Here is a 13,112-nt window from a genome sequence, read left to right as displayed (position 1 = left end):
GCTGCCGGTCGGGGCCGGCGGGGGTGTGTCCGGCGGGGGTGCGGTCGGTGGTGCTGTCGGGTCCGGCCCGGGTGGCGGGGCCGGTTCGGGTGGCGGGGCCGGTTCGGGTGGCGGGGCCGGTTCGGGTGGCGGGGCCGGCGTTCCTCGGCCGAGAGGGGCCGTGTCGTGACCGACAGCGTCATCCGGGTGCTGGTCGTCGAGGACGACCCCGTCGCAGCGGACGCCCATCAGCTGTACGTACGCCGGGTGCCCGGCTTCGCCGTCGCGGGGGTCGCGCATTCGCGGGCGGAGGCGGGGCGGGTGCTGGAGCGTACGGCGATCGATCTGATCCTGCTCGACCTGTACCTGCCGGACGGCCACGGCCTCCATCTCCTGCGGAGCCTGCGGGCCGGCGGGCACCAGGCGGACGTCATCGCGGTGACGTCGGCGCGGGATCTGGGGATCGTACGGGAGGGGGTGTCGCTCGGGGTCGTCCAGTACGTGCTCAAGCCCTTCACGTTCGCGACGCTGCGGGACCGGCTGGTGCGGTACGCGGAGTTCCGCGCGTCTTCGGGGGAGGCGAGCGGGCAGGACGAGGTGGACCGGGCGCTGGGCGCGCTCCGTACGCCGGGCCCCGCGTCGCTCCCCAAAGGGCTGAGCGGGCCGACGCTGGAGGCGGTGACGCGGGCGTTGCGGGAGTCTCCTTCGGGGTTGACCGCGGCGGAGGCGGCGGGGCGGGCGGGGATTTCCCGGATTACCGCGCGGCGGTATCTGGAGCACCTGGTGACGGTGGGGCGGGCGGAACGGAGTCCCCAGTACGGACACGTGGGTCGCCCGGAGCTCCAGTATCGGTGGCGCTAGGCGGGGGCCGCCGCCTTTGTCCTCAATCGCCGGACGGGCTTGATTCTGCCCTTTCGCCCGGTGGCCGGTGCGGGCTACTGATGTCCTCAAGCGCCGGACGGGCTGGATTGTGCCGGTGCGGCCCGTGCTCGGCGCGGGTTACCGATGTCCTCAAGCGCCGGACACGCTTGGATTTGCCGGCACGCCCTCAAGCGCCGGACGGGCTTGGTTCGCCGGGTGGGTCCATTGGCTGCCAGCCCGTCTGGATCAGGGTGGCGCCCCTTCGGCGCGAGACGAAGCAGCCACGGCCGGGGGGCAGTGGGCGGGCTCGGACGTTGCCCAGGAGTTCGCCCTCCGTCGGGTCGCCCGAGAGGACCACGCCCTGGGCGCCCAGTTCGCGGACGCGTTGTGTGAACGGCTCGTACGCGGCGCGGGAGGCGCCGGTGGAGCTGCGGGCGATGAGGAGGTGGACGCCTACGTCACGGGCGAAGGGGAGGTGTTCGGTGAGCACGGCCAACGGGTTGCCGCGGGCGTTCACGACCAGGTCGTAGTCGTCCACGACCACGAACAGCCGTGGACCGGACCACCAGCTGCGGTCACGCAGTTGGTGCGGAGTGACGTCCTGCGGCGGCATGCGCTTGTCGAAGAGTTCCTTGAGCGCCGCCATGTGCGTGTCGATGGTGGTGGGCGAGGCGGCGTACTCCACCAGATGCGTGTCCGGGACGCTGTCCAACAGGGTCCGCCGGTAGTCGACCACGACGACACGTGCCTCGTCAGGCGTGTACCGCTCGCAGATCTGCCTGGCCAGCAGGCGCAGCAGCGCGGTCTTCCCGGACTCACTCTCCCCGTAGACCAGGAAGAAGGGATCGGTCTCGAAGTCGACGAAGACCGGTCGCAGCGTGTCCTCCTCGATGCCGAAGGCGACCCCGTACGCCGGGTGGGCGTCGCCTCTGGGCAGTTGGCCGGCGGGCAGCTCCGCGGGGAGCAGCCGGACCCGGGGGGCGGCCGGTCCCTGCCAGGCCTGGGCGACGGCCCGGCTCAGGGAGGCGGTGGCGGCGGGCAGCCCCTCGTCGGAGGCGACACCGTCGATCCGCGGAACCGCCGCGATGAAGTGCTGCTTCGAGGGTGTCTGTCCACGGCCGGGGGTGCCCGCCGGGACGTTCGCGGCGACGGAGGCGGAGAACTCCGACTCCGCGGGGTCGCCAAGCCGAAGCTCAAGGCGTGTCAGCAACTGGTCTTTGAGCGCCGGACGCACGTCGGCGGTGCGGTTGGCCGTGAGGACGACGTGGATCCCGTGGTCGAGGCCACGCGACGCGAGGACGGTGATCGTCTCCGCCAGTGCGTCGTGCTCCTGGCGGAAACTTCCCCAGCCGTCCACGACGAGGAAGATGTCACCCCATGGCTGGTCGGTGATCTCTCCGACCGCACGACCGTGCCGGTAGACCTCCATGGAGCCGATACCGACGGCGCGGAAGTACTCCTCCCGCTGGGCCAGGATCCCGGCCACCTCCGTCACGGTCCGCCGGACCCGTTCCGGGTCGAGCCGGGAGGCGACACCGCCCACGTGCGGCAGTCCCGCCACGGCGGACAGCCCGCCTCCGCCGAAGTCCAGCCCGTAGAACTGGACTTCCTCCGGGGTGTGCGTGAGGGCGAAGGACGCCACCAGGGTGCGCAGCAGGGTCGACTTGCCGGACTGCGGGCCCCCGGTGATCAGCAGGTTGCCCGCCGCGCCGGAGAAGTCCCGCCACAGGACGTCGCGGCGCTGCTCGTACGGCTTGTCCACCAGGCCAAGGGGTACGACGAGCGTCCCGTCGACCATACGTCCTGGGTGGGTCAGGCCGCGCCCCTCGACGGCCGCCAGGCCCGGCAGCAGTTCGTCGAGCGGCGGTGCCTGGTCCAGCGGCGGCAACCAGATCTGGTGGGCCGGGGGGCCCTGGTGCTCCAGGCGGTTCAGGATGAGGTCCATCGGGGAGTCCCCGGCGCCGGCGCGCGCGTCCGCCCCGGCCCAGCCGGACGCGTAGGCCGCCCGGAAGCCGACCATGTGGTCCATGTCGAACCGCAGATAGCCGGAGCCGGGCACCGACGGCAGCGAGTAGGCGTCCGGCACGCCCAGGACCGCGCGTGATTCCCCGGCGGAGAACGTGCGCAGACCGATGCGGTACGACAGATGGGTGTCCAGACCGCGCAGGCGTCCCTCCTCCAGCCGTTGCGAGGCCAGGAGCAGGTGGATGCCCAGCGAGCGGCCGATGCGGCCGATCTGGACGAGCACGTCCAGGAAGCCGGGCTCGGCGGTCAGCAGTTCGGTGAACTCGTCGATGACCATGACCAGGGTCGGCAGCGGCACCAGCGCCGTCCCCGCCGCCCGCGCCCGCTCGTACTCATGGATGTTGGGGTAGTTGCCCGCGTCGCGCAGCACCTGCTGCCTGCGGTTGATCTCGCCGCGGATCGCGTCGCCCATGCGCCCGACCAGGGACAGCTCGTCGGCCAGGTTGGTGATGACGGCCGCCACATGGGGCAGGCGTGCCATCTCCGCGAAGGTGGCGCCGCCCTTGAAGTCCACCAGGACGAAGTTCAGCGTCTCGGGGGAGTTGGTGACCGCCAGCCCGAGGACCAGGGTGCGCAGCAGCTCCGACTTGCCGGAACCGGTGGCGCCGACACACACCCCGTGCGGGCCCCAGCCGCCGAGCGCGGCCTCTTTCAGGTCCAGCACGACCGGGGCCCCGTTGGCGTCCACGCCCACCGGCGTGGTGAGTCTCCGTTCCGGCTTCGCGGTCCAGGCGGACGACGGGGAGGCGTCCCAGCCGTCGGGGAGCGGCAGCAGGTCCAGGAGCCGGGGTACGGAGTCGACGTCGTCCCTGAACGTGCTGAGCGGGCGGGCCCCCGGCCCCTGCCACGCCAGGGCCACCTTGTGCAGGAGCGCGTCGAGTTCCGCGCCCTCGTCGCCGGCCCACGAGGGGGTGGTCGCCTCCCCCGCGCTGCCCGCCGTGGCGAGCGCGGGGACCGCCAGCCGTACGTACCGCCGTCCCCGGGTCAGTCCGAAGCCGGGCTGGCCCGGCGGGATCCCGCCGGCGAGGTCGCGGTCGATCCGCGACTCCTGCGGGTCGGCCAGGGCGAGTTCGACCCACGTGCCGAGGTGCGGGAGGAGGTCCTCGGGCAGGTCCTTCCACCGGTCGGCGGAGACCGCGAGGTGGATGCCGTAGTAGACACCCTGCTGGGCGACGCCGAGCAGCAGGCGCGACTCCTCCGGGTAGCGTGCCGCGAAGTCCGGCCAGGAGTCGACGAGGAGGAACACCTCGCCGTTCGACTCGCCCTCCAGCAGCCCCTGCGTCCGCTTCTGGCGGAAGGCCTTCGGGGACCGGATGCGCAGGCCGTTGCTCAGCTTCTCGCGCCGTTTCAGCGTGGCCATGACGCCGTCGACCAGGGTGCGTACGTCGTCCCCACGGGAGTAGTCCGCCACCATCCCGACATGCGGGAGGGCGTCCAGGCGCGTCATCCCGTCCGGTTCGCCGTGCAGGGCGTACATCTGCACCTCGTCCGGGGTGTGGGTGAGCGCCAGCGAGCAGGCGAGGGTGCGCAGGACCGACGTCTTGCCGCTCCACCTGCCGCCCACGACGCCGATGTGCGGCGCGCCGCCGGACAGATCGAGGGTCAGGGTCTCCTGGAGCCCCTGCGCCGGGTCGTACATCCTCCCCAGCGGTACGGTGAGCTGCCCGTTCGGCGGCCAGTCCGGCGCGCAGAGACCACGGTCGGGACCGGCCACGAGCGCCGGCAGCAGCTCCCCCAGGGAGAGGCTGTCGCCCGCGAAGGGATCGCTCTCCGCGGTCCGCCCCCGGTGCCACAGCGCGGCGGTCGCCAACGGGATGTTGCCCTGCACGCCGGAGCGGAACTCGGTCGGTGTCTGCGGGGCCCCGCTCTCCCGGACGTGCCGCTCGACGTGCTGGAACAGCTCGTGCGCCGTGATCACACCGTCGTTGTCGAGATCAGCCCGCCCGGTGCTCAGGCCGTCGATGATCGCTTCGGTGAACACGGAGTGGAAGACGCCCGACCGGCTCTTCACCGTCTCGCCCTCGAAGGCGAACTCCAGGACGTCCGAGGCGGTCATGACGTACGTGCCCTTCCCCGCCGCCTGGACCGACAGTTCACCGTCGTCCGGCGCGAAGGGCGCCATGCCCTGGACGTACGCCCCTCCGAAGCAGCAGTCGAGCAGCAGCACCTTGGACCGGGCGCGGCAGCGGCTCATCTGCTCCTCGACGAAGCGCGCGGAGATCGCGGTCGACTCGGGCAGGTCCCGCTTGGTCCGCAGCGTCGTGAAGAAGAGCCGTCCGTGCTTGTCCCGGATGCCGTGGCAGGACACGTACAGCAGCAGGGTGTCGTTCGGCGCCAGGTCGCGGAGCGTGCGCTCGATGTGCTCCTCGATCTCCGCCTTCGAGTCGTTGACCAGCGGGATGACCCGGTCGAAGTAGCCGATCGCCGGGTCCTCCAGCAGCGCGCCCAGGCGGCGGGCGTCGGCGGCGGGAGAGCGCAGGCGGCGCAGTCCGGAGTCGATGTAGTCCGTGGTGGCGATGAGCAGGGCGACGCGGCTCACGGTCTCTCCCCGCGCCTACGGCTGCGGGTCGCTGCCGGACCGCCGCTGGAGCCACGCCTCGATCAGCGCCTTCTGGTCACTGCTCGACACGCCCTCGACGATCAGCGAGTCGTCGCCCACGGTGAGTTCCACGCGGCGCGCCTGTGCCCGCTGCCGCCACTCGCTCACCAGGCTGACCAGCGTGTTCAGCGCCGCCCGCGAGAACGCGCCGGTGATGAGCAGGGCCCCGAGCGTCGTGACCGTACCGCCCTTGGAGCCCGCCGGGGCGTCTCCGCCCTCCGGCCGCTCGACGGACTCGGCCGCGTCGAGCAGCAGCAGTTCTTCCTGGAGCTGCCGGGTCAGGGCGTCGGTCTCTTCGGCGTCGCCGTCCGCCGCCTCGACGGCGACGGCGATCCGCATGGGTGGCATGGAATGGTCCCCCGTTGCTCTCCGGTCTGTCAGAGCCCCAGCTTGGCACAGAACAGCCGTTTCCAGCAGGCCCGTTGGCCACAAGGGGACGCCCGGAGGACCGGCTGGAGGACCGACTGGAACGACTGATCAGAAGACCGACTCCGCCTCGCGCATCCGGTTCTCCGGGACCCGCTTCAGCTGCGTCACGGCCTCCGCCAGCGGAACCATCTCCACCGCCGTCCCCCGCAGCGCGGTCATCCGGCCGAACTCACCCCGGTGCACCGCCTCCACCGCGTGCCACCCGAAGCGGGTGGCGAGCACGCGGTCGTACGCCGTCGGCGTGCCGCCCCGCTGGACGTGGCCAAGGATCACCGGGCGGGCCTCCTTGCCGAGGCGGTGTTCCAGCTCGGCGGCCAGGCGGTTGCCGATGCCCTGGAAGCGTTCGTGGCCGAACTGGTCGATCTCGCCCTTGCCGTACTCCATCGAGCCCTCGGCCGGGTGCGCGCCCTCCGCGACGCAGATGACCGCGAACTTCTTCCCCCGCGAGAACCGCGCCTCGACCATCTTCACGAGGCTGTCCACCTCGAAGGGCCGTTCCGGCAGGCAGATCCCGTGCGCGCCGCCGGCCATGCCGGACTCCAGCGCGATCCACCCCGCGTGGCGGCCCATGACCTCGACGACCATGACGCGCTGGTGGGACTCCGCCGTGGTCTTGAGGCGGTCGATCGCCTCGGTCGCGACCATGACCGCCGTGTCGAAGCCGAACGTACGGTCCGTCGAGTAGATGTCGTTGTCGATCGTCTTGGGGACGCCGACGACGGCCATCCCCGCGTCCGACAGCAGCCGCGCCGCGGTGAGCGTGCCCTCGCCGCCGATCGGGATGAGGGCGTCGATGTCGTACCGGCGGGCCAACTCGGCGCAGTTCTCGGCCGCTTCGCGCAGCCGGTCGCGCTCCAGGCGGGCCGAGCCGAGGATGGTGCCGCCCCGCGCGAGGATGCCGCTGACCGCGTTCAGGTCCAGCGGGCGGTAGTAGCCGTCGAGGAGTCCCTTGAAGCCGTCCTCGAAGCCGATGACTTCGTCGCCGTACCCGGTCATGGCCCGGTGGACGACCGACCGGATCACAGCGTTCAGGCCGGGGCAGTCGCCGCCCGCGGTGAGAATTCCGATACGCATCGTGCCGTGTCTCCCGCTCGCTAGTGCTGTGCTTTCCGGGGGGCGGGCCCTCCGCACCCCACGCATGAGCCGCTTCCGATCCTCCCACGCGGGGCGGCGAAGGCACGCATCCGGCCGCCCCACGTCCGGGGGACGGGACCAACGGCTCCTAGCCGCACCCAGAGGTATTGTCAAGAGGGAATTGCCGCCTCAAGGCATCCTCAGCGAGAGACATCCCCACCGGGAAGACATCCTCACCGGGACCGACAGGACAGGAGAGCACGCGTGACGCGCAGCGTGTACGTGACCGGCATCGATCGCGGGGACGGCCGGCAGGTCGTCGAGCTGGGGGTCATGGAGCTGCTGACCCGCCAGGTGGACCGCGTGGGCGTCTTCCGCCCGCTGGTGCACGACGGCCCGGACCGGCTCTTCGAGCTGCTCCGCACCCGCTACCGGCTGTCGCAGGAGCCGTCCGCGGTGTACGGCCTCGACTACCACGAGGCGACCGCGCTCCAGGCGGAGCACGGGACGGACGAGCTGGTGTCACGCCTGGTGGAGCGCTTCCACCAGGTGGCGCGGGAGTACGAGGTCGTCCTCGTCCTCGGCACCGACTTCGCCGCCACCCAGCTCCCCGACGAGCTGTCGCTCAACGCCCGGCTGGCGAACGAGTTCGGCGCGTCGGTGATAGCGGTGGTCGGGGGCAAGGACCAGTCCGCGGAGTCCGTACGGTCGGAGGCCCGCAACGCCCACCGGGCGTACGAGGCCCTCGGCTGCGACGTCCTGAGCGTCGTGGTCAACCGGGTCGCCGCCGAGGACCGGACGGCCATCGCCGAGGGGCTCGTGTCGCAGCTCCCGGTGCCCTGCTACGTCCTGCCCGACCAGCCCGCGCTCGCCGCGCCGACCGTCGCGCAGATCACCCAGGCCCTGGGCGGCGAGGTGCTGCTCGGTGACGACGCGGGCCTGGCGAGGGACGCGCTGGACTTTGTGTTCGGCGGGGCGATGCTGCCGAACTTCCTGGGCGCGCTCACGCCGGGCTGCATGGTGGTCACCCCGGGCGACCGCGCCGATCTGGTGGTGGGCGCCCTCGCCGCGCACTCGGCGGGCACCCCGCCGATCGCGGGGGTGCTGCTGACGCTGGACGAGCGGCCCGCGGAGCTGGTGCTGACGCTGGCCTCCCGGCTGGCGCCCGGCACGCCGGTGATCTCGGTGGCCGGCGGGTCGTTCCCGACGGCGACCGAGCTGTTCGGCCTGGAGGGCAAGTTGAGCGCGGCGACCCCGCGCAAGGCGGAGACCGCGCTCGGGCTCTTCGAGCGCCACGTGGACACCGCGGACCTGCTGGAGCGGATGTCGGTGGCCCGCAGCGGCCGGATCACCCCGATGATGTTCGAGCACGAACTGCTGGAGCAGGCCCGCTCGTACCGCCGCCGGGTCGTCCTGCCCGAGGGTTCCGAGGAGCGGGTGCTGCGCGCGGCGGACGTCCTGCTGCGCAGGGACGTCTGCGACCTGACCCTGCTCGGCGACCCGGACGTCATCCGCAAGAAGGCCGCGGACCTGGGGATCGATCTGAGCGCCCCGGCCACGCAGTTGATCGATCCGACCGCCTCCGACCTGCGCCGGCGCTTCGCCGAGCGGTACGCGGACCTGCGCTCCCACAAGGGTGTGACGGTGGAGCTGGCGTACGACGTGGTGGCGGACGTGAACTACTTCGGCACGCTGATGGTGGAGGAGGGCCTCGCCGACGGCATGGTGTCGGGCTGTGTGCACTCGACGGCGGCGACGATCCGCCCGGCCTTCGAGATCATCAAGACCAAGGAGACCGCCTCGATCGTCTCGTCGGTCTTCTTCATGTGCCTCGCCGACAAGGTGCTGGTGTACGGCGACTGCGCGGTGAACCCGGACCCGGACGCGGAGCAGCTCGCGGACATCGCGGTCCAGGCGGCGGCCACGGCCGCCCGCTTCGGGGTCGAGCCGCGCATCGCGATGCTCTCGTACTCGACGGGCACGTCCGGTTCCGGCGCGGACGTCGAGAAGGTGCGGGAGGCGACGAAGCTGGTACGGGCGGCCGGCCCCGAGCTGCGGATCGAGGGCCCGATCCAGTACGACGCGGCCGTCGAGCCGTCCGTCGCGGCGACCAAGATGCCGGGCTCGGACGTGGCCGGGCAGGCGACCGTTTTCATCTTTCCTGATCTCAACACCGGGAACAACACCTACAAGGCCGTGCAGCGCTCGGCCGGCGCCGTGGCGGTGGGGCCGGTCCTCCAGGGGCTGCGCAAGCCCGTCAACGACCTGTCGCGGGGCGCGCTCGTGCAGGACATCGTCAACACGGTCGCGATCACGGCGATCCAGGCTCAGGACGGAACGGCATGACGGACTCTCCGACCGACTCTCCCACCCGGGTACTCGTCCTCAACTCCGGTTCCTCGTCGCTGAAGTACCAGCTGCTGGACATGGCGGACGCGAGCCGCCTCGCGGTCGGCCTCGTGGAGCGCATCGGCGAGAAGGACCCGAGGCTCGTCCACACCCCCCGTACGGGAGAGAAGCGCGAGCGCAAGGGCGGTTTCGCCGACCACACGGCCGCGCTCAAGGCGGTCGGCGAGGAGCTGGCCGAGGACGGCCTCGGGCTCGACTCCCCCGCGCTGGCGGCCTTCGGCCACCGGGTCGTGCACGGCGGCCCGCGCTTCGGCGAACCGGTCCTGGTGGACGACGACGTACTGGCCGAGATCGAGCGCCTGGTGCCGCTGGCGCCGCTGCACAACCCGGCGAACCTCACCGGGATCCGTACCGCGAGGAAGCTGCGGCCGGACCTCCCGCAGGTCGCCGTCTTCGACACCGCCTTCCACCGGACGATGCCGGAGTACGCCGCCCGCTACGCCATCGACGTCGAGACGGCGGACGCGTATCTCATCCGCAGGTACGGCTTCCACGGGACCTCGCATGCCTACGTCTCGCGTAAAACCGCCTCGCTGCTGGGCAGGGACCCGGCCGACGTGAACGTGATCGTCCTGCATCTGGGCAACGGCGCGTCCGCGTCGGCGGTCCGGGGCGGGCGGTGTGTGGACACCTCGATGGGGATGACCCCTCTGGAGGGGCTGGTGATGGGCACCCGATCCGGTGACATCGATCCCGCAGTCCCCCTCCATCTCCAGCGGGTGGCCGGGATGTCCGCCGACGGGACCGATGAACTTCTCAACAAGAGAAGTGGTCTGACCGGCCTCTGCGGGGACAACGACATGCGCGAGATCCTGCGCCGCTCCGACGCGGGTGACCAGCGCGCCCGGCTGGCCTTCGACGTCTACATCCACCGGTTGAAGAAGTACATCGGCGCGTACACCGCCGTGCTCGGCCGGGTGGACGCGGTGGCTTTCACGGCGGGTGTCGGGGAGAACGCGGCGGCGGTCCGTGAGGCCGCCGTCGCAGGTCTGGAGCCCATGGGTCTCACGGTGGACCCGGAACGCAATACCGTACGTTCCGACGAGCCGCGGATCATCTCGCAGGACGGTGCGCGGGTCGTGGTGGCCGTCGTCCCGACCGACGAGGAGCTGGAAATCGCGCAGCGGACTTTCGCGCTGGTCGGCACGGAGAACGTACGAAAGGACGAGATTCGAACGCCTCTCTCCTGAGCGGCAGTCCGCCCATTTGTACTTTCCACCAGACGGAATATTCCGCGCCGAAACAAACCGATAGGATCCGCCTCATGCGCCGTTCCAAAATCGTCTGCACACTGGGCCCCGCCGTCGACTCGTACGAGCAACTGAAGTCGCTCATCGAGGCCGGAATGAATGTGGCCCGCCTGAATATGAGCCACGGAAGTCACGCCGAGCACGAGGAGCGGTACCACCGCGTCCGTCAGGCCGCCGCCGACACCGGTCGCGCCGTCGGCGTGATGGTGGACCTCCAGGGCCCCAAGATCCGTCTGGAGACCTTCGCCGAGGGTCCGGTCGAGCTGGTCCGGGGGGACGAGTTCACCATCACGACGGAGGACGTCCCGGGTGACAAGTCCATCTGCGGCACCACCTACAAGGGTCTGCCCGGGGACGTCTCCAAGGGCGACCAGATCCTGATCAACGACGGCAACGTCGAGCTGCGGGTCGTCGAGGTCGAGGGCGCCCGGGTCAAGACCATCGTCATCGAGGGCGGGGTCATCTCCGACCACAAGGGCATCAACCTGCCCGGCGCGGCGGTGAACGTGACCGCGATGTCGGAGAAGGACGTCGACGACCTGCGCTTCGCGCTGCGGCTGGGCTGCGACATGATCGCGCTCTCGTTCGTGCGCGACGGTGACGACATCCTGGACGCGCACAAGATCATGGACGAGGAGGGCCGCCGGGTCCCCGTCATCGCCAAGGTCGAGAAGCCGCAGGCCGTCGAGAACATGGCGAGCGTCGTCGCGGCGTTCGACAGCATCATGGTGGCCCGAGGTGACCTGGCCGTCGAGTATCCGCTCGAAAAGGTCCCGATGGTCCAGAAGCGGCTCATCGAGATGTGCCGCCGTAACGCCAAGCCGGTGATCGTGGCGACCCAGATGATGGAGTCGATGATCACCAACTCCCGCCCCACCCGCGCCGAGGCGTCCGACGTCGCCAACGCGATCCTGGACGGCGCGGACGCGGTCATGCTCTCCGCCGAGTCCTCGGTGGGCGCGTACCCGGTCGAGACGGTCAAGACGATGTCGAAGATCGTGGTCGCCGCCGAGGAGGAGCTGCTCTCCAAGGGCCTCCAGCCGCTGAACCCGGGCAGGAAGCCCCGTACGCAGGGTGGTTCGGTCGCCCGCGCCGCCTGCGAGATCGCCGACTTCCTGAGCGCGAAGACGCTGGTCGCCTTCACCCAGTCCGGCGACACGGCCCGCCGCCTCTCCCGCTACCGCGCCGCGCAGCCGATCCTGGCCTTCACCACGGACGAGTCGACGCGCAACCAGCTCTCGCTGAGCTGGGGCGTCGAGTCCTTCATCGTGCCGTGGGTCAACAGCACGGACGAGATGGTCGACCTGGTGGACGTCGAGCTGATGAAGCTCAAGCGCTACAACGACGGCGACATCATGATCATCACCGCCGGTTCGCCTCCGGGGATCCCGGGCACGACGAACATGGTCCGGGTGCACCACCTGGGCGGCCAGGGCCGCGACTGACCGCGGGTGATTCCTGCTTGTACGGCGGTGGGCCGCATCCCGGATCGGGGTGCGGCCCATTGCCGTACGGGGTGCTTGCGGTGCCCGCGGTACTCGGGTGTTCGCGGTGTTCGTACGCTCAGTCCGTGACGTAGTTCTTGAGGTCCGGGATCGTCAGCGTGCCGCCGAACTGGCCCGCCTGGAGGACGGTGACGTCCGTGAAGAACGCGAACGGGATGTTCAGCGGGGGCGGGGTCGCCGGGCTGAAGGTGATCGGGATCAGACCGAAGAGGTTGCCCTTCAACTGTTCCGTGTACATGGTCACCTCGGCGCCCCGGATGGTCGACGTGGTGCCCGGTCCGCCCGTCGTGTGACCCAGCCCCCCGCCGGGGTGGATCCACGTCTGGTGCAGATCCTTGATGTCCAGGGACGAGGCCGTGAACTTGAGCACCTTCTTGATCTCACCGCTCCCGGTCTCCACCTCCACGATGCCGTGGTAGTCGAGACCGTTCAGGGTCAGCAGTGAACTCTTCAGCGTCCAGGGGTCGTTGGCCAGCCGGGGAACGCCGGCCTCCAGCTTCGCGTTCGCCAGGGCCTCGGGGTCCGCGGTCGGGCACGGGAACGGCTCCTTGCCGTCCGCGTCCTCCGGGATCTCCTCGTCCGCGCGGGCGTCGAGCCCCTTCGCGTCGTCGCCCAGCTCCTCCACCGTGGCACCGGCCTTGTCGGCGGCGTCCCTGATGGCGTCCTCGGCGGCCTTGGCGGCGCCGGTCTCCTGCCCGGTCGGGTGCGCGGTGGACCGGTCCGGCTTCGGCGCGGACGTCGGCGTCGACGTCGGCTTGTCGCTGGACGACCGCGTCTTCGACGGGGACGGTACGGGCTGCTCCGGCGCCGCCGTCGCCGTGTTGTCCGGCTCCGGCGGGGGCGTCGTCTTCTTGCCCCCGCCGCCGAGCAGGTCGCCCAGCGCGTCGCCGAGGCCCAGCGGGTCCAGCGGGTTCCTGGTCCTGGTGGGCTGCGGGGCGGGCGGGGTGGTGCCCCCGGGCTGCGGATCGCCCTGCGGCGGGT

At 71.1% G+C, this 13,112-nt stretch carries 8 protein-coding genes; 4 read left to right on the top strand and 4 right to left on the bottom strand.

Translation table 11 applies throughout. The features are described 5' to 3' along the window. The first annotated feature begins 165 nt into the window (after positions 1–165). A complete protein-coding gene (locus tag GT042_RS21540) occupies positions 166–840 on the top strand; it encodes a response regulator (protein WP_161310363.1) in 675 nt (224 codons plus the stop codon). A gap of 187 nt (positions 841–1,027) precedes the next feature. Here GT042_RS21540 and eccCb read toward each other — a convergent pair whose 3' ends face one another. The 3 genes from eccCb to GT042_RS21525 form a co-directional block, all read right to left on the bottom strand. After that, complete coding sequence (gene eccCb, locus GT042_RS21535; protein ID WP_161310362.1) at positions 1,028–5,404, bottom strand: type VII secretion protein EccCb; 4,377 nt, start codon at positions 5,402–5,404, stop codon at positions 1,028–1,030. Positions 5,405–5,419: 15 nt separating this feature from the next. Continuing rightward, a complete protein-coding gene (locus tag GT042_RS21530) occupies positions 5,420–5,812 on the bottom strand; it encodes a hypothetical protein (RefSeq protein ID WP_161310361.1) in 393 nt (130 codons plus the stop codon). Positions 5,813–5,941: 129 nt separating this feature from the next. After that, positions 5,942–6,967, bottom strand: a complete 1,026-nt coding sequence (locus GT042_RS21525; RefSeq protein WP_161310360.1) for an ATP-dependent 6-phosphofructokinase — start codon at positions 6,965–6,967, stop codon at positions 5,942–5,944. A gap of 264 nt (positions 6,968–7,231) precedes the next feature. Here GT042_RS21525 and pta point away from each other — a divergent pair, with 264 nt between their 5' ends. The 3 genes from pta to pyk all read left to right on the top strand — a co-directional run bounded on the left by pta (position 7,232) and on the right by pyk (position 12,071). Continuing rightward, positions 7,232–9,313, top strand: coding sequence for a phosphate acetyltransferase (gene pta / locus GT042_RS21520; RefSeq protein WP_161310359.1), 2,082 nt, complete (start codon positions 7,232–7,234; stop codon positions 9,311–9,313). Continuing rightward, positions 9,310–10,566: an acetate kinase gene (locus GT042_RS21515; protein ID WP_161310358.1), complete on the top strand. Its 1,257-nt coding sequence runs from the start codon at positions 9,310–9,312 to the stop codon at positions 10,564–10,566. Before pta ends, GT042_RS21515 begins: the two co-directional genes overlap by 4 nt. Positions 10,567–10,640: 74 nt before the next feature. Continuing rightward, positions 10,641–12,071, top strand: coding sequence for a pyruvate kinase (gene pyk / locus GT042_RS21510; RefSeq protein WP_161310357.1), 1,431 nt, complete (start codon positions 10,641–10,643; stop codon positions 12,069–12,071). A 118-nt stretch (positions 12,072–12,189) separates the two neighbouring features. Here the strand turns inward: pyk and GT042_RS21505 are convergent. Beyond that, positions 12,190–13,112, bottom strand: a 923-nt coding sequence (locus tag GT042_RS21505) for a hypothetical protein (RefSeq protein WP_161310356.1), incomplete at its 5' end; no start/stop codon positions are given.

Origin of the sequence: Streptomyces sp. SID3212 (assembly GCF_009865405.1) — a bacterium.
Classification (GTDB): Bacteria; Actinomycetota; Actinomycetes; order Streptomycetales; family Streptomycetaceae; genus Streptomyces.
This window is presented reverse-complemented; position numbering and strand designations above follow the sequence as displayed.

Excerpts from the sequence above, each read along its gene's own strand:
- GT042_RS21515 (WP_161310358.1), top strand. The coding sequence starts at position 9,310 with ATGACGGACTCTCCGACCGACTCTCCCACCCGGGTACTCGTCCTCAAC.
- GT042_RS21525 (WP_161310360.1), bottom strand. The coding sequence starts at position 6,967 with ATGCGTATCGGAATTCTCACCGCGGGCGGCGACTGCCCCGGCCTGAAC.
- GT042_RS21530 (WP_161310361.1), bottom strand. The coding sequence starts at position 5,812 with ATGCCACCCATGCGGATCGCCGTCGCCGTCGAGGCGGCGGACGGCGAC.
- pyk (WP_161310357.1), top strand. The coding sequence starts at position 10,641 with ATGCGCCGTTCCAAAATCGTCTGCACACTGGGCCCCGCCGTCGACTCG.